General features: G+C 59.8%; 17 protein-coding genes. 3 read left to right on the forward strand and 14 right to left on the reverse strand.

Annotated features, from left to right (window positions below; translation table 11 throughout):
• Nucleotides 1-26: 26 nt before the first annotated feature.
• Nucleotides 27-293 carry an acyl carrier protein gene (locus NKI21_RS15185; RefSeq protein ID WP_013533122.1) on the forward strand — a complete coding sequence of 89 codons (267 nt, stop codon included), beginning with the start codon at nt 27-29 and terminating at the stop codon, nt 291-293.
• 60 nt (nt 294-353) lie between these two features.
• On the opposite strand, the gene NKI21_RS15190 is transcribed toward NKI21_RS15185, so the two are convergent.
• From NKI21_RS15190 to NKI21_RS15220, 7 genes are all read right to left on the reverse strand, one after another.
• Nucleotides 354-1,097, reverse strand: coding sequence for a N5-glutamine methyltransferase family protein (locus tag NKI21_RS15190; protein ID WP_050592622.1), 744 nt, complete (start codon nt 1,095-1,097; stop codon nt 354-356).
• A 30-nt stretch (nt 1,098-1,127) separates the two neighbouring features.
• Nucleotides 1,128-2,423, reverse strand: coding sequence for a polysaccharide biosynthesis/export family protein (locus NKI21_RS15195; protein ID WP_352866164.1), 1,296 nt, complete (start codon nt 2,421-2,423; stop codon nt 1,128-1,130).
• A gap of 16 nt (nt 2,424-2,439) precedes the next feature.
• Nucleotides 2,440-3,669, reverse strand: a complete 1,230-nt coding sequence (locus NKI21_RS15200; protein ID WP_031212341.1) for a hypothetical protein — start codon at nt 3,667-3,669, stop codon at nt 2,440-2,442.
• Entirely contained in the window at nt 3,666-4,670 is a 1,005-nt protein-coding gene (locus tag NKI21_RS15205) for an SDR family NAD(P)-dependent oxidoreductase (protein ID WP_023808953.1), read from the reverse strand. The genes NKI21_RS15200 and NKI21_RS15205 overlap by 4 nt, the downstream gene beginning before the upstream one ends.
• Nucleotides 4,671-4,757: 87 nt before the next feature.
• Nucleotides 4,758-5,432 carry a sugar transferase gene (locus tag NKI21_RS15210; protein ID WP_023808952.1) on the reverse strand — a complete coding sequence of 225 codons (675 nt, stop codon included), beginning with the start codon at nt 5,430-5,432 and terminating at the stop codon, nt 4,758-4,760.
• On the reverse strand, nt 5,429-6,565 hold the full coding sequence (locus NKI21_RS15215; protein WP_023808951.1) for a DegT/DnrJ/EryC1/StrS family aminotransferase: 1,137 nt from the start codon (nt 6,563-6,565) through the stop codon (nt 5,429-5,431). Before NKI21_RS15215 ends, NKI21_RS15210 begins: the two co-directional genes overlap by 4 nt.
• A gap of 39 nt (nt 6,566-6,604) precedes the next feature.
• The gene (locus tag NKI21_RS15220; RefSeq protein ID WP_023808950.1) at nt 6,605-7,327 is read right to left on the reverse strand and encodes a nucleotidyltransferase family protein; all 723 of its coding nucleotides are present in this window, start codon (nt 7,325-7,327) and stop codon (nt 6,605-6,607) included.
• 507 nt (nt 7,328-7,834) lie between these two features.
• Here NKI21_RS15220 and NKI21_RS15225 point away from each other — a divergent pair.
• Nucleotides 7,835-8,509, forward strand: a complete 675-nt coding sequence (locus tag NKI21_RS15225) for a LuxR C-terminal-related transcriptional regulator (protein ID WP_023808949.1) — start codon at nt 7,835-7,837, stop codon at nt 8,507-8,509.
• On the opposite strand, the gene NKI21_RS15230 is transcribed toward NKI21_RS15225, so the two are convergent.
• Nucleotides 8,502-10,244, reverse strand: a complete 1,743-nt coding sequence (locus NKI21_RS15230; protein WP_023808948.1) for a PAS domain-containing protein — start codon at nt 10,242-10,244, stop codon at nt 8,502-8,504. The two genes, NKI21_RS15225 and NKI21_RS15230, sit on opposite strands and share 8 nt — an antisense overlap.
• A 210-nt stretch (nt 10,245-10,454) precedes the next feature.
• Between NKI21_RS15230 and NKI21_RS15235 the strand changes: the two genes are divergently transcribed.
• Nucleotides 10,455-11,162 (forward strand): helix-turn-helix transcriptional regulator, encoded by a 708-nt coding sequence (locus NKI21_RS15235; protein ID WP_031212340.1) that lies wholly within the window; start codon nt 10,455-10,457, stop codon nt 11,160-11,162.
• 82 nt (nt 11,163-11,244) lie between these two features.
• On the opposite strand, the gene NKI21_RS15240 is transcribed toward NKI21_RS15235, so the two are convergent.
• The 6 genes from NKI21_RS15240 to NKI21_RS15265 all read right to left on the reverse strand — a co-directional run bounded on the left by NKI21_RS15240 (nt 11,245) and on the right by NKI21_RS15265 (nt 20,527).
• Nucleotides 11,245-12,285, reverse strand: a complete 1,041-nt coding sequence (locus tag NKI21_RS15240; protein ID WP_023808946.1) for a glycosyltransferase family 2 protein — start codon at nt 12,283-12,285, stop codon at nt 11,245-11,247.
• Nucleotides 12,282-13,649 (reverse strand): oligosaccharide flippase family protein, encoded by a 1,368-nt coding sequence (locus tag NKI21_RS15245; protein ID WP_023808945.1) that lies wholly within the window; start codon nt 13,647-13,649, stop codon nt 12,282-12,284. Before NKI21_RS15245 ends, NKI21_RS15240 begins: the two co-directional genes overlap by 4 nt.
• A gap of 183 nt (nt 13,650-13,832) precedes the next feature.
• Nucleotides 13,833-16,064 (reverse strand): GumC family protein, encoded by a 2,232-nt coding sequence (locus NKI21_RS15250; protein ID WP_352440668.1) that lies wholly within the window; start codon nt 16,062-16,064, stop codon nt 13,833-13,835.
• 1 nt (nt 16,065) lies between these two features.
• Nucleotides 16,066-18,063: an asparagine synthase (glutamine-hydrolyzing) gene (gene asnB / locus NKI21_RS15255; RefSeq protein ID WP_352440667.1), complete on the reverse strand. Its 1,998-nt coding sequence runs from the start codon at nt 18,061-18,063 to the stop codon at nt 16,066-16,068.
• A complete protein-coding gene (locus tag NKI21_RS15260; RefSeq protein ID WP_352440666.1) occupies nt 18,063-19,322 on the reverse strand; it encodes an O-antigen ligase family protein in 1,260 nt (419 codons plus the stop codon). The genes asnB and NKI21_RS15260 overlap by 1 nt, the downstream gene beginning before the upstream one ends.
• Entirely contained in the window at nt 19,319-20,527 is a 1,209-nt protein-coding gene (locus NKI21_RS15265; protein ID WP_352866169.1) for a glycosyltransferase, read from the reverse strand. Before NKI21_RS15265 ends, NKI21_RS15260 begins: the two co-directional genes overlap by 4 nt.
• Between the last annotated feature and the right edge of the window lie 605 nt (nt 20,528-21,132).

The following is a 21,132-nucleotide window of genomic DNA, read 5'->3' on the forward strand; positions in this document are numbered from 1 at the left end:
AATCATTTGGATCGGAGGCCAATTCAATGCTGAGCACGAACAACAGAATTGACACCTACAGCGATCAGATACGCGCCTTTCTGGCGTCAAATTTCTACGTGGCCGACCCGCGTGCCCTGGAGGTTGAAACGTCGTTGCTCGACCAGGGCATCATAGACTCGACTGGAGTGCTTGAAGTTATCGGCTTCGTCGAGGAGACATTCGGCATCACTGTCGAGGACAGTGAACTTCTGCCTGAGAATTTCGATTCCATCCAGGGAATTGCACGTTACGTGGTGAGCAAGGAAAACTGATCGCCGGGCGATGGTAATAAGGGCGTCTTCCCAACCGAGCGCGCAAACCCATGGCGCGGCTCACGCTGGCGTTCTGGCTCGTGCACAAACCACCCTGGCTTCACCAGCATTGTTCGCAACCGTGCGAATGCTCTCGTAGCCTTTGGAACGTTCAACCAAACTCATGACCTGCCGGTCCTGGCCAAGCCCGACCTCGAAAAGCAGCATACCACCTTGCCGCAGATAGCGCCGCGCCTCCTTGATCACCCGCATGTGAATGCTCAGGCCGTAGGGCCCGGCAGCGAACGCCTCACGTGGTTCAAGTTCCATCAAATGCGCGCGGTCGTTTTCGAGCCGCTTCTCGGAGATGTAAGGCGGGTTGCAAACGACCAGATCGATCGTGCCTTCGAGCTCCAGACCCGAGAAGGAATTGAACAGGTCGCCCTGCAGCACCGAAATGCGTCCGGCCAGGCCAAGATGGGCGACGTTCCGGCACGTGGTTTCTACACAGCTGTCAGTGAGATCGCTCGCCCAGACGCGCGCGGTGGGGACCTTGTATCCAATGGCGCAGGCGAGATTGCCTGCCCCGCAGCACATGTCGACGACACGCGGGACCGGCCGATTAAGTTCACGCAGCACATTGAGGGCGGTGCAGCCGAGCAATTCCGTCTCCGGGCGAGGGACGAGCACGCCGGGCGCGACAACCAACTTCAGTCCCATGAAGTCGGTGCGGCCGGTGCTGTAGGCGCTGGCGACATCTATTTCACCAATCACGACAAACCCGCTTTCTTGATTTTCCCATGCTCGATTTCTCAGGTCGCCCATGTCTTCATGCTGTGAGGCGAGGCATCAGCCTCATCGTTCCCGGCTAGGTTCACGTCCGCGTAGATACTGGATCGCCGCACTCTGCAGGTCGCTGCTGAACCTCACCTCGATCGTGTCTCCAGGCGCGACCTCAGTGTCCTGGTCGACCGGTCGACTTCTCGACGCGTCGCCGGCCCCGCCGGTTATTGTGATCCGCGCCTGGAAGGTTTCGCCGGCGACCGGCAGTGGAAGAGCGGACGCCCCTGATGGCTGAAGCTTCTGGCTGGCTGCGTGGAGCCTTGCAGTGGTCTCGGCGAGGCGAAGGTCGGTGTCCCTCAACTCGTTCAGAAGGCCGATCCTTCGTTGATTTTCATTGCGTTCCTGCTGCCTGACGAAGTCTTCCTGCTGGCGTCGCGTTCTCATGAGTTCGACCGACGTCTCGAGCGCCCGGCTCGACGACATCAGCACGGCACGTCTGACGTCGGCGAGCCTGCTGTTGGTCAGGTTGCCCGATTCGAACGATTTGGTGACCCGCGCCAGATCGTCCTCATCCTGTTTCACCGCGGCCGCTTCCGTCTGCTCGCGCTTGAGCAGAACCTCGACCTCAGCCTCGGCATCCTTGGCGGTCTTGTCGAGATAGCTTTGCTCCTGTTGAAAATTGTTCAGCGAAATTCTGAGACCCTCCGCTTCCGCCTGCGCGACCGCCGATATCAATGCATTCGACAGGGGCGAACCTTGCGGCGGCTGCATGTCAAATTCTGCCTGGTTCTGAAGTTCGGCGCGGATACGGGCGCCATGAAAGTAGTCCCTGATATAATCCCCCCAGATCGACTCGTAGTCGCGTCGCAGATCAACGGGATCAGGTCCGCTTTGGCTTGCCCGCGACCGCAGAAGGCTGAAACCGCCGGCGACCGCAATCGCCTGCCGGACTGTCATGAGTGGCCGGTAAGCCTGCTGCCCTGGCGTCAGCACATCGCCAGTCACGTAGATCGGCCGGTACTCCGCGATCACGGCCGTGACGTCGCTCGGCTTGATGACGATCATTTGCTCCCGTCCATCAGGCAGACGCTGGTGGACGATCTTGGTTGGCAGCACCGCTTCCATGCGCGTCTGCAATTCAGCCGGCGTCAACCCGCCAACTGGGATCATCCCGAACTCGGGCAGCGCGATCGAGCCATCCATCTGGACAATCGCGCGTTGCGTTCGTTCCGCTATGGAGGCAATTCCTATCTCTACCGTGTCGCCGGGGGAAAGCTTGTAGGCCACCGGCGCTTCAGCCGCGGCTGCGATATCCAGGGCCAGGCAGCCGGCAAGCGCTGCAAAGAAAATTCGGCTAACGAAGGCCATTGATGGCAATCTCCCTTTAATTCAAGCTCGGCTGCTGCGGCCAATCGAGACGGGCGACGAATTCGTAGACCGGCCCACCAGGCACCCCCCAATTGCTCGACCAGATCACTTGCGACCCATCAGGGGACGGTGAGGCATGTGTCTCGCTCCAATAGTCAAATGGAGCGTTTCGCGTCTGCACGATGCGTCGGACCTCCTGACGACCGTCAACACGCAGCGCGATCACTTCGCGCGTGTATGGCGCCCAGTTTGGATGGCTCCGAACCTCATCGGGATTGCCCCCGTAACTTATAAATGCCCATTCGGGCCTGTCCAAAGCACGCAGCGACGTATGCTCGGCCTCACCGTACTTCGTGAGCGACGTGACCTTTCCATCGGACAGCCGACGCTTGATCACCTGATATTCGTCCGGAGCGGATTTGCTGGTTCCGACGTAAATCTCGCTACCATCCGCATCGAGAGTCAAATCGCCATGGCCGGGCCGATGATGGTCCTTCCACCTCTGGCGCAGGGTGCCGTCGACTGCGAAAATGGCTCGCTGCTCGGTGCCGTCGACCAGGTTTTGGAAACACAGGATGTTTTCTCCAAGCGGAGAAATGGTGCAGGAACTGGTCGTTCCGGCAACCTGGGCGAGATCGATGTCCGGGTATTTCAGACGCCGGTCGATGTCGTATGCGAAGACGACGGCAGCTCCATCATCGCGGGTCGCGCGTACGGCAATGCGGTTGCCGTCACGACTAGGATTTCCCTTGGACGGGCCGAATTCGAGATCCCGATATTTCGTTGCGGCATACACTATGTCCTCACGATTGGTGCGGGGAGCCCAAGTCGAGATCTTTTGACCGTCGACACAGATCATCATCTCCGCCTTTCGAGGGCGCCATTCGCACTCACCCGACTTGTTGCGGTGAAACAAAGGGAGGTAGGTTTTCCCGTCGAGGAAACACATGCCGTTGCAGCCGTTCATGAGGACGAGGAGGCTCTGATCCGCATTCCACGCTTGCGCGCTCGAGTATCGGTGACTGCAATATATCTTGCCGCAGACAATTCCGCTGCCAAGAGCTCCGGGCTGGGTAATCCGAGTAAAGCTGATCCCTGTCGCCGGATCAGTGACAGGTTTCAGGTAAGCGGGCAGATCCATTGACGGCTCCGTGCCTGCCGCACCGCTCGGCCGGTTTCCGGCTGTGTGCAGCGCCAGCAGAGCGGCCATCAGCAGCACAGCCGGTATGAGCCGCGGAAAGGTCATGTCATATAGCTCATTTCACGACGGACGCGGCCTTCGCTGAGGCGCGAGCGCCACCACTCGATGGTCCTTTCCAGACCATCACGCAGGCTCGTATGTGCCCGCCATCCGACTTTACTTTCAAGGTTTGAGGAATCGGCGAGCAACGCACGAACCTCGGAGTTCTGCGGCCGCACCCGGCTTTCATCGCGGCGGACCGGTTTCCTGGTGCCACTCAACTCGAGCACCAACTCCAAAACGTCCGAGACACTGGCGGCGCGCTGGCTGCCGGCATTGTAGGCATGGCCAAATTCAAGCTTGGCCGCCCCTGCCGCCACAAATGCCGCCGCAGTGTCTTCCACAAAGGTAAGGTCGCGGATAGGGCTGGTGTCGCCGACCATGATCGCCGAACAGTTCTCGTCCAGAGCCTGCCTTATGATGGTCGGCACGATGGCCCGCTCGCTCTGGCGCGGCCCGTATGTATTGAACGGTCGCAGGATCACCACCGGCACATCGAAGGACCTGGCATAGGACGCCGCCATCATGTCCGCGCCGATCTTGGATGCGGAGTAGGGGGATTGTCCCTGCAACGGGTGGGATTCGTGGATCGGCATGGTCAGAGCGGTGCCATAAACCTCGCTTGTGGACGTATGCACAATGCGCTCGGTTTCCCAGTGGCGTGCCGCTTCGAGGACATTCACGGTACCCAGCACATTGGTTTCCACATAGGATTGGGCAGCCGCATAGGAATAGGGAATCGCAATCAGCGCAGCCAGATGAAACACCACCGCCTGGCCGCGCACGATCCGGTTGATGAAGGCGCTGTCACGAACGTCCCCCCGAATGCACTGCAACTGGCTTCGAACGTGGTCGGGCAAATCATCCAGCCAGCCATGGCTGTCGAACGAGTTGTAGAGGGCCAGTGCCGTGACATCGGCACCTTCGCGCACCAGCGCTTCCGTGAGGTGGGATCCGATAAATCCATCCGCACCCGTGACCAGGACCTTCCTGCCGTGATAGTTCACGACCGTGCACTCCTTCGATCATGTGAGCCGTCAAACTGGCGAACGAACAACAATCCATTCATGCCAAACTCTCCTCACTTGCCAACTCTACCCACTTGCCGCGGGAGGCAGGGACACGCCGAAAACCGCCCTGAAGCCCCGCATTATCCAGACGAGGTCCGACGCAATGGTGCGCCGCGGATAGTAGGCGAGGTCGATCGTTGCCTTGGCCGGGAACAGGACCTCTCGATAAAACAGGAGCGGATCAAGGGAGGGCGGGTAAAAACAGGCTTCGTGACGGAAGAGAACCTGGGTTGGGCCGAGCAGGCCAGGCTTCCACTGTAGGACAGCTTCATTGCCGCCGCGGAAACAATCGGCGAAGGCAAGGCTTTCCGGCCGCGGCCCGACAATCGCCATGTCCCCCGTGAAAACGTTCCACAGTTGGGGCAGCTCATCAAGTTTCGTTGCCGCGAGAAAACGGCCTACCCGCGTCATGCGGCTGTCATCGTTCATGGTCAGCGCAAGGCCGAAAGGATCGGCTGTCGTCTTGAATTTGCGGAACTTGTACATGCGAAACGGTTTTGCGCCGGCACCCAGGCGCGTCTGTGCGAAAAGCACGGGCCAACCGCCCTCGACAAAGAGTGCAACGGCAATCAGGAGCATCAGTGGAGCGAGTACCATTCCCGCTACTGCGGCGAGGATGATGTCCATAGCGCGTCTGGCAATTCCGTGGCTGGTGCCAGCTACGGCGGGCCGATGCATCGTCACGTCGAGTGCGTTCATGCCGCGGCTCCCGCCCGCCCGCTGCCTTCAATCGCCGTGGCCAACGCAACAACCACCGACTCGATCGCACTTGCCGTAATTTGCGGGTGTAGTGGAATCGTCAATTCCCGCTGCGCGAAGTCCTCGGTCTTCGGCAGATGGATTTCAGTGAACATCTGGCGATAAAGCGTCATCTGGTGCACGGGCGTATAGTGGATTGTGGTCTGTATACCCTTCGTTCGCAGATGGTCGATTACCGTTTGCCGGTCGACGTCATGCGGCAGGAGGACAGGCATGATGTGGTAGGCCGAGGTCCGCGGTTTGCCGAACGGGACTGTCACAGCCGAGCAATAATCTGCGATCAGACGCCGATAGAGGACGACCAATATGCGCCGGATTTCATTCCATTCCTGCAGGTTCTGAAGTTGGACCAAGCCGATAGCGGCGCGCAATTCGTCCATGCGATAATTGAAACCGAGCATCGTCACGTCGTATTGCGGCGTGCGGCTGTTCAGCCGCTGATGTGTGCCACTGGTCATCCCATGTCCGCGAGCCTGGCGGATCGCTTCACGGAGCTGTGCATCCCGGGCGATAACGGCCCCGCCTTCCGCGGTGGTCATGTTCTTGTTGCCGTAGAAGCTAAAGGCCGCGGCCGCACCGTAAGTCCCCACCTCCTTAAGGCCGGGAGCATGCGCGGCATCCTCGACGATATGCAGTCCTCGCACACGGGCAAATCTCTGCCATTCTTCCCGGTCGGCGAGGTAGCCGGCAAAATGGACGAGAATGACTGCCTTGGTGCGTCCGGTGCACTTGGCTTCCGCGTCGCTTAGAGACATCAGTGGCACTTCGGCCGACTCTATGTCGACGAATACCGGTGTTGCTCCTACGTAGAGCACTGCATTCGCGGTCGCCACGAAGGTCAGCGAGGGAACCAGCACTTCGTCTCCAGGGCCGATCCCAAGTGCATGGAGAATGAGATGCAGGGCGGCGGTGCAAGAGCTGACGGCGACGCAATCGACCGCATCATGCACGGCCGCGAAGGCCTCTTCAAAGGCTCGTACCTGGTCCCCCATCGTCAGCCACCCACTGTCGACAACTTTGGCCAGGGCCGCCTTTTCCGGAAAGCCAAGAATAGGAGCGCTGACCAAGAGCATTACGACCTCCTCATGTTGGCGCGGCCGAGCGTTCGGCCCTCAAGCGGCCGCTGCCGAGACCTCGATCGATGCGGACTGCTCTTCCCAGGCAATGGTTTGTGCGTTTTGAAAATCTTCAACGCGTCCGATATCCAGCCAAAGCCCATCATGTTTGTAGACGTGCACATTCGTGCCGTTTTGCATCATCTGCAGCATGAGGTCGTCGAATCCGAAGGCGATACCGTCAGGTATAAAACGGAAAACATCTGGGTTCATGCAATATATACCCATGCTTACCAGATGAGATAGAGTCGGTTTTTCACGAAATACTTTAACAGTATTGTCGATCTCGTCGATGACGCCGAAGTCCATCTTGATGACGCGGGAAGCGGTGGCTATGGTGACTGGATCCGTGTGAGTCCGGTGTGATGCCACAAACCGGCTGAGACTGAGATCGGTAAGTACGTCCCCATTGAGAACAATGAACGGCTCGTCCAGTTCCTCCCTGATCAGGGAGAGCGGGCCGATAGTGCCGAGAGGTTCCAGCTCCTGGGTATAGCGTATCCTTAGATTCCACTGTGATCCGTCTCCGCATACGGTGCGGATCAAGTGCCCCAGATAGCCGGTCGTGACGTAGACTTCCTGAATGCCGTTCCGTCGCAGCCACTTCAAAAGCAATTCAAGAACCGGTCGAGCACCGATCGGCATGAGAGGCTTGGGCAAGATGGATGTGAAAGGCCGAAGGCGTGTTCCCATTCCACCGCACTGAATGACCGCTTTCATCTCGTCCTCCTATTGATACGACTGTCGCGGTGTGATGGGTCCAGCCCACCGGCCGGAAGGTACGCCAGTGTTGGTTTCGCCTCTCCGGGTGCAGCGATGGTAAGTGGCGCCCGAGAAGGCGTCGTCGTGCATTTGAATGGCACTTTCCCGGCGTTTTGATTTCAATATTCCAGCCGGCAGGGCATGGGCGCGGCAGGGCGGTCAATCAGAGCTGGGAGCTGTAGCCGCTCGATTGGCAACTGCTGTGCGCATGTCCGGCGCCGGTAACGACCTTCTCGGAAGGGCATCGCTACCGTTCGTACGAAAAAAACACTTTGCCATCTGGCCCTGAAATGTGTGCGATTGTAAGCTATATTAGCTGGTTGAAATGTGCGGATGGGCGGCGACGAGCGTCGACATACGGGGGATCAGCGGGCGGCTGATCTGTGTTGGGTCACCGTACAGTCCATCCAAAGGGAGGGTTCGGCAGCTAGGGACACATGCGGGCTGCCAAAAGGTGGGTGGTTCATGTATCGTATTATCATCGCCGATGATCACGGCTTGTATCGTCGTGGGCTGCGACTGGCATTGATGGCCGGCATTCCAGACTTGGAAATATTCGAAGCGGCGTGTTTTGATACCGTCATAAGCCTGCTTGAAGATCAGGCGCCCGTTGATCTCGCCGTCATCGACCTGAACATGCCAGGACTGTCCGGCCAGGACGATCTTCGCGACGTCTTACCGGCTCATCCCGACACACGGTTTGCAATTGTTTCAGGGACCGATTCACGCGCCGAGATTCTAACTGCCCTCTCGATTGGACTTCATGGCTATATCGTAAAGTCCCAAACGGACGAGGAGGTGGTCCTGGCGGTGAAGGAAATCCTGGCCGGCCGTATTTACGTTCCGGCACTTCTTTCACAAAGGTCCAAGGAGCCGGTACGCCTTCCATCCGAGGCTCCCACGCGAATGCCCCACAGGACCACCAGCGTCAACAATCTGGGCAGGCTTACGTCCAGACAGAAGGAAGTCCTCAGGTTGATGGCCGAAGGTTACTCGAACAAAGAGATTGCCCGCTCTCTTGAAATTGCAGAAGCGACGACGAAGATTCATGCCGCCGCCGTCCTGCGCGAACTTGGGGCACGAAATCGGACAGAGGCCGCGGTTCTGCTGAAGACATGGGCCGCCAGAGACGTCAACTAGCGCCGATTGCTTTTGGCGGCAGCCGGACCGAATATTTCAGTCCGTGAGCCAGCATCTCAAGCTTGGAAGAGTGACCCACGATAGGCTCACCGTCGGCTCCAATGATCAACGACCCAAAACCGCGCCGAGCCGAGGTGGAGACCCGGCGCTCTCCCGATTCCGACCATTCAAACACGATGTCGGCGCCGGGCTCCTGGGCTGTGAATTGCCACATGACCTCGATCCGGCCTGCCGGAGTGCCGAGAGCCCCATGCTTCACGGAATTGGTCGTAAGCTCGTGAACGATCATTGCGAAGCTCTCAGCCGAACCCTCTGCGATTTTTACTTCGGGCCCACTGATCGAGATGTTGTGCGTCCCCATGTAGGGCTGCAATTCCTGAACGATGAGGTCGCGCAAGGACGCCGACAGGTTGCCATCGCGTGAAAGAAGCAGATGCGTCGCCTGGAGTGCGCCGATTTTTTGGATCAGTGTCTGCTTATAGCGGGCGATATCGTTGTCGGGGGCACTAACCATATTCACAAGCGCCGTGATCACCGGAAACAGATTGTTGAGCCTGTGGCGCTGTTCAAGCATGGCCCGCTCTCGCTTCTTCGCCGCAGCCCGCAGCAGAATGGTTATGCGCCGATCGGTGACATCCGCGGCGACTCCTATTCGCTGTGCACGACCATCGCGCAATTCGTCCCGTCCGCGAAGAGCAATCCAGCGGATATGTCCGCCAGCTCGCCTGATGCGGATCTCCGCGTCATAGTTGGCGCCGGATGCAAGCTCTCCCGGGGCCGTCAAATTAGGCAAGTCGGCTGGATGAACGACCGCAGCCAGTTCCTGCAGCGGACGGCTCGGCGCGGGTGCCAGTCCCATCATTTCCCAGAACGCGGCCGAGCCGTTCACGGATCCGCTCTCGAAGTCTATGCGCCATGTTCCCAACCGGCTGGACGACAGCGCCAGGTCCAACCATTCCTTCTGAGCCCGGAGTGCCTCGCGGGCGGTTCGCTCTCCCGATATGTCGTCCACCATTACAAAGATGCTTTGAGGGAGAGCATCAGCTGGCACGGCCAAAGACAGCGCCAATCTTGTCCACAAAACCGTGCCGTCCTTTCTCAGGAGACGGATCTCCGAGCCGAACGAAGTCGTGTCTTTGAGGCGAGTCAATGCTTCCGCCAAAGTGTGGTTGTCGTCAGGATGGACGAGTGCCCTGACTGGCAAACTAGAAAGCTCCTCCTCGGCATACCCTGTCATCTCACAAAGACGTTTGTTGGATCGTTGCAACTCTCCGTTCTCGCTCATATTGGCAAAGCCGATAGCGGCACGTTCAAATGCCCAGCGATAACTGTTTTCGGTCGCCTCCAAGGCCACGAGTCTAGCCTCTGCAACCCGCAAAAGGGTGCGGTAGTCCTGCCTCTGCCGGTGGAAAGTCAGGGCGATCATCCCCCCTGCAACCAGCAGCAGGATGGCCCTAATCCAAACGTCGACGTCGGTTGGATTGTGAAGGACATCCCGCGCCAACAAGCCGACAGTCACCATCACAAACGTTGCCGCAAGGGCAATCAGGCGATCTTCGAGATATGAGATGGCAATAATGGTGGGAACAAACTCAAAAAAGCCGATGTCGTATGCCATGGAGGCGGGCAGCGCTGTCTCGACCGCAAGTGTCGCGACCAGGAGCGACATCGAGGCAAGGTGGGTTAGCAACTTGCCTGAGCTGTTCGGATGCAAACTGAGCGAATGCAAACGCATGTGCCAGACTATAACCTTCTGACTAGTCCGTCGAGATTAGACCGAAAAGCGTACAGACTAGTCCGACCGCAGGATTGTTCCCCGGGATTGTAGCGCGCATTTTGTCCGTTGTCGGGGGCGGATCGGACCGCAACTCTCCAAGCGACCTGACTGACATGTTTAAGGCACCTCCTGACAGGGAGGCGTTGCCGTTTTGCGGGAGGTAAGAAAATGGCACTGGTTGGTAGGCAGCATGATGGAATTCTTGGTCGCCAATATGGAAGTTTCGGGGGAAAGCCCGTCTCGGCCTTGAGAACGCAGGGTGGCCATAGTTCCGCCTGGCACCAAGCACCACAAAGGTTCGACGGCGTGGCTGTCGAGCCAAAGCAGAGCAGCCTTGCATCTGTTGTGAGAATGCTTGATCGCATCGGGTGTGGCTATCTGATCCTGAACAGCGACAGGAAGGTCATGGAGTGGAATTCAGCCGCTCAAAACACCTTGGAGCGCGAGGGCGAGGCAGCTGATACGGCCGGCAAGGTGTCGGTTGCTCTGAGGCGGCTGATCGCAAACGTGCCGGGGAATTTTCTTCCTGGCACGCTTTCATGGGTGGTGATCCGCGGTATGGGCGACAGGCCCTTGATTTTGAACGAGAAGGGCATAGCAACGCCTGACGCGACGAGTATCGTGGCGCTGCTGGATCGTGAAAACAGGTCCGGGCCAAATCCCCAGACGCTGCAAAGAATGTTTGGTCTGACGAGTGCCGAAACGCAACTCGCGCTGCGCTTGGCGCAGGGCGATGCCCCTTTGGAGATAGCCCGCAAGCGGCGCTTGAGCCGGACCACGATAAGGTCACAGCTGGCGTCGCTCTTCGCCAAGACCGAAACACGGCGCCAGGCGGAACTGGTAGCTCTTCTTGGGCGCATATGCGTCTTGCCGTGAGGTAACGGCCGTACCATGCGCGCGCGCAACAGGCTTGTGCGCGCGCAATCTGTTGCCGGCGTGCTTGTCCGCCAGCCTCACCCTACCGCCGTCGTGTGCGCACCCGGCCCAATCTTGGGCGGATTGCAAACACGTGGTTAAGCACGTGCCAGCCCGCCACCTTCATGACGGAAGGCCGGAAGATCTGAATCCCGTCCAGGAACGTGGTCAACCAGGACTGCTGGTGGAACCTCATGGGAATACGAGCAACCCGCAATGCCCGCAGCAATGTCTCGGGAGGCGGGAGATGGTTGCGGTCCTTGATGAGATTCCAGTTAAGCTGTTTGACGGCGAGGGTCACTTCGTCGACCTCGCGGAAACTTTTTGACGTTGTAATGCTTGGATGGTTCGTTGCATCGTAAAAGGTAAGCGGATCGCTTATCGCCACCATGTCCCCATGGCTGGCTAGATCCACGAAGAACAGTTGATCCACTCCGGCCGGAATCTCTTTGTGCGTGCGCATCAAGCAGCCGGCACGAATGACGTCGCTGTTGATCAACAATGTGGATGGAATAATCCCCAGGCAGCGTGTCGCGCGCACCAGATAGAGGTCCATCAGGCACTGCTGGCTGGAATAAAGCGAGATCGGTTCCTGCTGCTTGGGGACTTGGCGAAATCGCACTCGCTTGTCCTCGATTATGTTTGCGGCTGACGTCATGAAGGCGACTGAGGGGTACTGTTTGGCAATTTCGGCGAATGTCCTGAGTGCACCTGGCGCAAGCCAGTCATCGTCATGTAGCAACTTGATCCATCGTCCGGAGCAAGCCAGCATAGCGTTGTTGGTGTTCTCCACCTGACCGCGACCTCGACTGTTTTCGATGATGCGGATGCGAGGTTCGCTCCGTGCGTAGTCGGTCACGATAGCCCAGGTCTCGCCCTCCGGCCCCTCGTCGTCGCTCACGACCAACTCCCAATCGGAGTAATCCTGGCCCAAGACGCTGTCGATCGCCCTGCGGATCGTATCCGGTCGACGAAAGGTTGGTATCCCGACCGAGATAAAAGGGCGTGACCACGAGAGATCGGCCCGGTCATGCTGGGTGACCGCAACTGCCGCTTGAAGGTTGTCAACCGACGACGAATTCATGGTGTTTTTTCCTCGAGACATTCATGTTGGATGCACGTTGCAGCGCCTGCTGGTTGAGGGTCGTGGGTCAACAGATACAGTGATGCTGCCATTTTCAGAGCGAAACCCGACGCGCCGCCGGCGGCCATGAAATAGATGACGGTGACTGGCTGCCAGCCCGCCTGGGCGCCGGCGAGCAGCGGGCCAAACACGAGAACCGCCCGTGCGAGGTCGATGACCAGTCTTGTTCCTTGCCGCCGTAACAGAGCGGGAACGTCGCTGAGCGGAGTCGACAACGCCTGTGCCGCGCCCATCAGCGCCAGTGCGGTCATGATTTCCGCAGTGGGCATCCAAGGCTCGCCCAGAAGCGGAACGACCACATAGGGCGCGGCGAGGCCGAGGAGCAAGATCGGCACCGCGGTAAAGGCGGCGGCCAGCAGGAGAAGCCCGCGCGCCACACCAAGCAGGTGTCCACGATTGCTGTTCCGGTTTGCTTCGGCGACAAAAACATTGCTGAGCGGTGTGGCGATCAGCGTCACCGGACCGGTGACCAGCCGCGCGGCCACGCCCAAATATCCGGCAAATGCGGTGCCGAACAGCCCGCCGACAAGGACTGCTGGAAGATTGTTGATTGCTATGCTCGCGAGCGTTGCGGGAATATCGAACAGAGGAAATTTGTATTCCCGCCGAGCCTTTTCCAATACCGCACGCCAAGGTGCCCAGGCGATGCCACGCAAATCCTCCCAACTCATCACCCGATAGCCGATCACCCCGATGAAGACGAACTGGCTTAGAATATGGGCATGGATCATCGCTTCACCGCCGAGTTCGGCGATGCCGAAAGCCAATTGCAGTGCAGCCATGCTCGCCGGCAGGATCAGGCGCCCGAGAGCAAAATCGCGCAAAAGCCCGGCACGCAGACTCCAGCAGTTCATGGCTTCGACCAGACCTGCGCCTCCCATTCCAATCGGAATGAGCCAGGCGAGCGAGCCGAGGCGATTGGGAGCAAGGTTCGACAGCATCTGTCCGGCCGAAAAGGCCAGGACGGTCGTCACGAACACAGCCAAGAGAATAAGCTTGACCGTCACATAGGCCTGCGCGTTCCCCTTGACCCCATAGAGCGAAGCCTCGAAGCGCAATGCCGCGACCCCGGCGAGTATGTTCACGATCGACAGATAAATCGTAAAGATGCCGAAATCGGCCGGCGAATAGAGCCGCGCCAAAACCGGGATTGCGGCAAGAAGGGTGAGCTGGCCGACAATCGCCATTGCCGACACTCCGCTTGCTGCACGAATGATCGAGCCGATCGGGCTCGGCCGAACAACGATGATGGCTGTGCCTGCCGCAGGAACCGTCTTGGGTCTCAGAAGGTCGCTTGGTGCCATCGGTTCGCGCTTCCGAGAGAGGCAAATATCGGGGATTGCCGCAGCCTACGATGCACACCGGACCTTGCCATCATTCACCTGAATGACGCGCTCTGCTGACAGGCTGCACCGTGAATCGTCCTGGCCGCTCCCTGGATGAACCGCCCCAGGATCGTCCGTAGCCCAAGGACGAGCCTGTGGCCGTCATGCTATTTGCTCGCGCAAGAGGTCAGCGCTGTCCTCGAGCCGATATCCGGCATGTTTTTTCAGATTCACTCGCGTGAGGACACTGCCAACAGGTATCGCAAGAGAACCGTTGCCCTGAAGGAGTTCCAGCACCCCGCGAGCGAGGGTGCGTGGCGTTTTCCTCCACCGGATGGCGAAAAGAACCACGTCCGCCCATCCTGGCAGAAATTTGGCTTCCGGCCGCCCCAGCGCCGAGGGCAGGTTTATGATCACGATGCGATAGGTCGCGTGCAGATCCGCCATCACTTTGCCTCCGTCCTCGCATGATAGCAGCGCCAGCAGGTCGTCCGACGGAGCGGCGGTCATTACGTCGATCCCGATTTCATGCAGCCTGGCAACGGCACCTTCCAGGTCGCAGCGATTGCAAACATAGTCAGCGAAGGAATGGCGGTTCTTGCGTTCGCTGAACTGGTGCAGGAACTCGAGCGTGAGCTGAACGCCCTTGCGTTCAAGATCGACCAACAGAACTCGACCGCCCAGTCGCGTGCCGGCGAGCGCCAGGCTCCACGCGAGCTCGGTCCCGCCATCCTGCGGCACGCTGGAGGTGACAAGCGCCGTGTACGACGAACGAGCCCTTAGCGCATTTGGTGCCGCCGCAATCAGCAACGACGTCACGGCGCGGCTATATGCGGACCTGCGCTCCCCCAGCACGAGGTTTCGCAGTTGTTTGGCATGCATTCCGCCTGCTTCGGGAATCTGCCCCACACATGGAACCTTGAGCACCGCTTCTGCCTCGGCCTCGCCACGGAAAGTCCGGTCGAAATGATTGCGCATCGTGACGTACATCGCCCCCAGAATGGCGAATAGGATCATCCCAGGGGGAACAAGGAAGATGGCTGGCAAGGTCTGCGGGATAGTCGGCGGCCAAGCAGCGGACAGGATGGAAATTCCAGCTGAGGGAACTCCGATACGCCGCGTCAAATCCTGTTGTCGACCAAGGAGTTCGTTATATCGCTGGGTCAGCAGGCTGACCTGCGGCTCGAGAGCCCGCAAACCGGAAAGCCGGCTGGCGGTGTCGGCCATGACCGCATCCAGGATGTTCTTTCGGCTTTCAAGAGCGGCGATCTGTGCACGGAAAATGTTTGCATCGGCAGCAATCTTGTCGACGCCTTGTTCGATCTTGCTTTGCGTCGTGGCTCTGAGTTCCTGGTCTGCCGGCGCGAGAGCCTGTCGAGCCGCAAGGTCGGCAAGTTCAGGCGCGCCAATAGCTTCGGCCAAGGCGGTGAGAGAGGCCCCATGCTCTCGAAGCTCCTGGACGTATCGAAGCCGAGATTCCACAGCGGCGAGGTCCGCCTTTGACATCGACAATTGCTGGCTGAGGTCGGCCCGTTCCCTGGCTGCATTGTCAGCCGAGCCTTGGTCGATGGCTCCGTGGCTCAGCCGATATTTCTCAAGGCGGTCTGCCGCTGCCTGCAGATCATTTTGCAGCCCGGGCAAACTGGCAGTGATCGCATCGAGCTCTTGCTGGTCGGATGCCTGCCTTTTCTTCGCTAGGGAGTCGACATAAACCTGAGCGAATGTGTTGGCCACGAGCGCCGCCCGCGCGGGGCTGTCATCGGCAAAAGCGACGGAGATTACTCTCGATCGCAGCTCCTGCCCGACCCGCATGCCTCGCCGCAAATCTCTTAACTCGGAGGCATCCTCGGCTTGTGGACCGTTGGCTGCCTGGTCCGCCCCTGGCCACAGCCAGTCCAGTAGACCGCCGGCAAGTGAGCGTGTCCTTGGGGGAGGGGTGGCAGACGGTTCAAGCCGGGAATTCCTGCTAGCGGAATTGTCCTGTCCGGTTTCCGCCGCACCTGTCTTGCGCAGTGCCGCCATGACGCGGCGCAGGTGATCTTGCGACGATAACATCGTGATGTGGTCATCTATGCTTGAATCAACGAGGTCCTGCGAAGACGGGGCGCCGACGGGCAGTGAACCGCGCGAGGGGGCGTCGACGATAAGCTGGGTTGTTGACTCGTAGAGAACTGGTCGAAGGCTTCCCAGCAACCCCGCCAACAAGCCGCCCAACACAGCGAAGGCAACAATAGACCATTTTCTCCTTGCCAGAATCACGAAGAGTTGGCGCGACGCGGTGGGCGGCTCGACATACTCACGCAATGACCGCACGGGCACTCTGCCTTCGAGAACCGGTGCTGGTAGTTGATTGACCCGTGGCAGCTGGATCGGGCTGATTGCGGAACCTACCATCTTACACTCCTGCCAGGTCGCGTTCATGAGTTGGGCCGGTTTGCTGTGCTTGCCGATTGGCTTTGCTCCGCCAGGCCTGGAACATCAACGCGGACCACAATTCGCGCGAGCGGTTATGGCCATCAATGTGATCGCGCCAGCAGGCGTCGATCTTCGCGGTGTCCAATACGTCACTGCTTTCGGTTCGCATGTCGGCGAGAAGATCGGTGGCCCAGTTGCGCAGCGGACCCCGCAGCCATGCAGCGATAGGGACATCGAAGCCTTGTTTCGGACGCTCGATCAGGTGCTGCGGGAGATAGCGGCGTAGCAATTGGCGAAGGATCCATTTGCCGGCGCCATCACGAACTTTCATGTTGGATGGCAGCCGCCAGGAGAATTCGACAACGCGGTGGTCAAGCAGAGGACACCGACCCTCAAGGCTGTTGGCCATGGTGGCACGGTCCAGCTTCACCAAGATATCGCCAGGCAAGTAGCCCGCCATGTCATCGTACAGAAGACGGGAGAGCAGGTCGTCAAGCGGCGGACCGCCGTAGCCGTGGGTTGGTTCGGTCGGCCGCTGATATCCCAGGTTTTCAGCCTGTGGCCGCGCCAGCCGCTGAAACAATTCGTCTTCGTTCGATGCCGTGAGCAGCCGGGCGAGGCGTTCCATTCGGTCGCTCCGGATAAAATGCCTCGCGCTCGCAGAGAGCGGCAGTTTGCCAACGGCATCGTCACGTCCGGCGCGTGCGAAAAACCCTGCCCCTGCCGCCAAGGTTCGGCGCAGTTGTCGGGGCAGGCGCAGGTGCCGTTTCAGCCGCTCCGCCATAAAGTGGCGGCCGTATCCTGCGAAGCATTCGTCACCACCGTCGCCCGACAGCGCTACGGTGACGTGCTGACGAGCGAGCCTGGCAACGAGCAAGGTCGGTATTTGTGATTCATCGGCGAAGGGTTCATCCCAGACCTGGGGCAACTCGGGAATGACGTCACGTGCGGCGCTTGGCGAGAGGTGAAGTTCGGAGTGGTCGGTACCCAGATGACGGGCAACGGCCGCTGCGTATGGAGCTTCATCAAAGCCGCCCTCTCCGAACGAGATCGTGAAGCTGCGAACCGGCTTGCAGGATTGGGCCTGCATCAAGGCGATCACGGCTGAGCTGTCGATCCCGCCCGACAGGAAGCCGCCCAGAGGCACGTCGGCGATCATACGTTCCCGCACAGCCAGCCGAAGCCGGTTGTCCAGTTCGTCAACCAGATCTTCGTCGGTGCCGATGGCGGGATTCCGTCGCCCATCGGCAGCGACGGCAGCCAGCGACCACCAGCGGTGAACGCATCGGGAAAGACGGTCCGCGCTGCGGTCTTCGGCAAAATTCGCCGCCGTGACGGAAAGGACAGAACCAGGCGGCAGTTTGAACACGCTTCGCCAGATACAGCGATGGTCCGGCACCCATCCCGTCGAAAGCATTGCCGCGGCGGCATCAAGATCAAGGTCGGGAGAAAAGCCCGGAAAGCAATTGATCGCCTTCAGCTCAGACGCGAAAACCAGCGCATCTCGGGTCGATGCGACATAGAGGGGCTTTTTGCCCATTCTGTCGCGGGCCAGATGCAGGGTTCTTGTCTTGAGATCCCACAATGCGAAGACGAACATACCGGCAAAGCGATTGAGGGCGGCCTCAAGCCCCCAATGCTCGATTGCGCAGAGCATCACTTCGGTGTCGCTAGCACCTTGAAAGGTTTGGCCCGCACACTCGAGTTCGCTACGCAAATCGCGAAAATTGTATATCTCACCGTTGAAGGTGATCACGTACCGACCGCTGGCGGAATGCATCGGCTGGTGCCCGGCGGCTGACAGGTCGACAATTGCCAACCGCCTGTGGCCCAGTGCGATTCCAGCTTCGCGGTCGATCCAGAGCCCCTCGCCATCCGGCCCCCGGTGACGCAGCGATGCAGTCATCCGCCCGATCGCTCCAAGCGGCTTTATGTCCAGAGCGTCCGAAGCCAATAGAATTCCCGCGATCCCACACATTAGGCCACCCTCGGTTCAGCAAGCTGCCGCCGAAGTGCGGTCGGATTTCCGGCAACGAGGCAGAAAGCCAGCGAAAACCACACGATCGGGTGGCGGATGATCAGGTGAGGCATGCTGAAGATTATCGTCGATCCCCCGAGCACCAGCAGGGCGTCGAATCCCGCTCGCCAGGCGGAGGACATGGCGGCGCCCACGATCCAGACCAACGCCATCACGGCAAGCAATCCGCCCTGCAGGTAAAGGTCGAGAACGGTGTTATGCGCCTCGAAAGGTCGCTGTAGAAATTGACGGTCGGCCACGGGAGGCCGCTCGAGGTGGGGGCCAGGGCCCAGTCCCAGGGACCCGGATTTCAATCCTTTTTCCACAGCCTCCTGCCACAGATAAAGCCGGAGTTCGAACGTTTCGACGGTCGCTTCCCCGCCTTCGTCTTTGGTAAGGCTCTTCGCAAAATTGGCGACGCTGGTCTCTTCGGTGAGCGCGTACGGCGTCATTGCAAGCGCTAGAGGGAAGGAGCCTGCCAACAGCATAATTGCCGCCAGGCGGGGCATGCTGGCGCGGCCGCTCGTTGCTATCCATGCACGAAGCCGCAATCCGATGAAGATGAGGCAGCTCAGGATGCTGGTATAGAGATAGGTGTCGCTCTTCGTCAGTCGGCCGACATAGAACGTCAGGAGCAGGCATGAGAATGCTAGCAAACGAGCCCATGGGTTGCGCGTGGTCGTGGCAAGATGCAAAGCCAGCGGGCCAAAGAGCGCGCAATAGAGCGCGAGTTGGTTCGGGTTCTCTGACCAGCCGCGGAACCGGTCCCAATACCAGGGATCGACGCCGGATTGGTGGATCGCACCATAAGCCAAGCCAAGCTGTATCACAAAGGCTCCATTGGCAAACGCGACCACGTACCATGCGCTGCGGCGCAGATGCCGATCGGCGTCCGGCTCCGCCGCGGCCAGGCACGTAAAGCTTGCCAGCAACACATATGCCATAATGTCATGTACAAACCCGGTCAGATAAAGAACGGTGGTCAGGTAACCGACGATCGTGCCGATCCCCAAAGCGAGCGACAGGAGCAGCCAGAAGCTCGCCAGTTGGACAAAAGCGGGTGTGAGCTGGAGACGACCGCCAGCGAGTATTCGTCCAATCGCCAGCACGATCCAGATCGCGATGAACAATTCGCCATAGCCGAGCGGCAATCCCGGAACGCCTAGTTGCGTCGCATAGGACATAGCAACCCCCAGGGCGAGCAAGGCGTCCCGGATCATTGATGTGCCCCGCCTCGGTGATTTGCGAGGCCGCCTCCAAGCCCAACGGCAGGGAGCGGTCGCATGTGCCCCGCGCGGAGTGTGTTGTCGTAAAGGTCGCAGTACTGGTCGACCACCAGCGGCAGGGCAAATCGCTTCCGGACAAGTTCAACAGAACGGGCGCCCATCGCCTTGGCCGCCGCGCGGTCGGACAGCAAGTCTATTGTTCGCGAGGCGAGGGCATCGGCATCATGCGGCGCAACCAGGTAGCCGTTCCATCCGTCTTCGACGACGTCGCTGCAGCCTGGCATCCTTGAGGCCACGATGGGCAGTCCCGCCAGCCCCGCCTCCAGCAATACACGCGGAACCCCTTCGCGATACTGAGTGGCAAAGGCGAATACATCGGCCATGCCAAGGAGGTCGGCGACATCGCGTCGTGGACCCAAGGCCAGCACATGAGGTGCATGCCGATCGAGTTCCGACTTGTCGATTGCGAATGAGCCTTCGGATTCTCGTGGGCCGACGAGCACAAACCGTGCCGAGGGCCTTGCGGACAGAATGCGAGGGACCGCCTTGAGAAGGGTCGCCACGCCTTTCTGGCGCGTCAAACGGCCGACGAAGATCACCACTTCGGCGGACTGAAGGCCGAGGTCCTTTCGCATCTTCGTTGCTGAGGACCCGAGATGGCGCACCGTTGCGAACGCGCCGACATCGATTCCGGAACTGCGTATCAGTCGCGAACTTCCGCGACCGATCAGCCGAAAGCGCTCGAAGAACAGTTGGTCGTCGCTATTTTGGAATACGGTCGCTGCCGTCCAGGAAGACGCAAGCCATTGCAGTGCGCAATAGACCGGACGCAAGGCCAGGGCTCGAGGCTCCAGCGATGAGAACGTCCATCCCAGTCCGTTGATGGTGCGAATGACCGGAACAGTTCCCCGTACCGAAAGGGGCGTTAACAGATTTGGCTTGGTGTCGAAGCTCTGGATGATGTCAGGCTGAAGCTCCTGCATCAAGCGGCGCATCGTTCCGAGAGTGCGCCATTCCCCGCCTCCGCTTGCAAAGCGGTCGAAGGAGAACCTGTGATGCGAAATGTCATGCCGTAAAAACGGTACGGGAGAACCGCTCGAGACCGCCGTAACGCGAAAGCCTTTCTCTCGCAACGCGATGAGGAAGGGAACTCTCAAGGCGTGATCCTCGCCTCCCACGCAGACCAGGTGCGGGTTCATCTGCCTCTCCCAAGCGCACATGGCCGATTGGCTCTCGATGCTGCCATGGCCCGGTTTAATCACCTCTGAGCGCATGCCGCCCGAGTGCACGCTAGGGGGACACCAGGTGCCTGTCCTCGTCCGTTTGAATGACACCAGTGATGTTTGGAAGGGTGGCGACCAGCGAGGCGAGATTCCCTCGCGATTGCCGGAGCGTTCATGTGACTCGTGTCTTGCGGGATGAGCGCGGTGCTTGCCTGAGCCGGTACGGGTGGCCGGTCTGCATCACCTTGGTTGTCCAAGGTTTTCGAGTGTCCAATTGCGGCGGCGCGGTGCCTGAGCTCCGCGGTTCGCTGATGGCAAAAAATCTTTGTGGTTGCGCTGGGCCGTCAAGCCGGCCCTCGGCCTGCGTCGCCCGGTCTTCAGGACGGAACCCGCACGTCAGCTGTTGGTCCACACATCCGGAACATCTGTCGGGGGGGGGGGGGGGGCGGGGGGGGCGGCGGGCGCGGGGGGGGGGGGGGGCCGGGGCCCGGCGGGGCCGGGGCCCCCGCCCCCCCGCGGGGGGGGCGGGGGGGGGGGGGGGGGGGGTTTGTGGGCGGGGGGCGCGCCCGGCGGGGGGCCCC

The sequence above is a fragment of the Mesorhizobium sp. M0715 genome (assembly GCF_040320355.1).
Classification (GTDB): domain Bacteria; phylum Pseudomonadota; class Alphaproteobacteria; order Rhizobiales; family Rhizobiaceae; genus Mesorhizobium.

Excerpts from the sequence above, each read along its gene's own strand:
- NKI21_RS15190 (WP_050592622.1), bottom strand. The coding sequence starts at position 1,097 with ATGGGCGACCTGAGAAATCGAGCATGGGAAAATCAAGAAAGCGGGTTT.
- NKI21_RS15235 (WP_031212340.1), top strand. The coding sequence starts at position 10,455 with ATGGCACTGGTTGGTAGGCAGCATGATGGAATTCTTGGTCGCCAATAT.
- NKI21_RS15230 (WP_023808948.1), bottom strand. The coding sequence starts at position 10,244 with ATGCGTTTGCATTCGCTCAGTTTGCATCCGAACAGCTCAGGCAAGTTG.
- NKI21_RS15225 (WP_023808949.1), top strand. The coding sequence starts at position 7,835 with ATGTATCGTATTATCATCGCCGATGATCACGGCTTGTATCGTCGTGGG.
- NKI21_RS15195 (WP_352866164.1), bottom strand. The coding sequence starts at position 2,423 with ATGGCCTTCGTTAGCCGAATTTTCTTTGCAGCGCTTGCCGGCTGCCTG.
- NKI21_RS15260 (WP_352440666.1), bottom strand. The coding sequence starts at position 19,322 with ATGATCCGGGACGCCTTGCTCGCCCTGGGGGTTGCTATGTCCTATGCG.
- NKI21_RS15240 (WP_023808946.1), bottom strand. The coding sequence starts at position 12,285 with ATGAATTCGTCGTCGGTTGACAACCTTCAAGCGGCAGTTGCGGTCACC.
- NKI21_RS15220 (WP_023808950.1), bottom strand. The coding sequence starts at position 7,327 with ATGAAAGCGGTCATTCAGTGCGGTGGAATGGGAACACGCCTTCGGCCT.
- asnB (WP_352440667.1), bottom strand. The coding sequence starts at position 18,063 with ATGTGTGGGATCGCGGGAATTCTATTGGCTTCGGACGCTCTGGACATA.
- NKI21_RS15185 (WP_013533122.1), top strand. The coding sequence starts at position 27 with ATGCTGAGCACGAACAACAGAATTGACACCTACAGCGATCAGATACGC.
- NKI21_RS15210 (WP_023808952.1), bottom strand. The coding sequence starts at position 5,432 with ATGAACGCACTCGACGTGACGATGCATCGGCCCGCCGTAGCTGGCACC.
- NKI21_RS15250 (WP_352440668.1), bottom strand. The coding sequence starts at position 16,064 with ATGGTAGGTTCCGCAATCAGCCCGATCCAGCTGCCACGGGTCAATCAA.
- NKI21_RS15200 (WP_031212341.1), bottom strand. The coding sequence starts at position 3,669 with ATGACCTTTCCGCGGCTCATACCGGCTGTGCTGCTGATGGCCGCTCTG.
- NKI21_RS15215 (WP_023808951.1), bottom strand. The coding sequence starts at position 6,565 with ATGCTCTTGGTCAGCGCTCCTATTCTTGGCTTTCCGGAAAAGGCGGCC.
- NKI21_RS15265 (WP_352866169.1), bottom strand. The coding sequence starts at position 20,527 with ATGAACCCGCACCTGGTCTGCGTGGGAGGCGAGGATCACGCCTTGAGA.
- NKI21_RS15245 (WP_023808945.1), bottom strand. The coding sequence starts at position 13,649 with ATGGCACCAAGCGACCTTCTGAGACCCAAGACGGTTCCTGCGGCAGGC.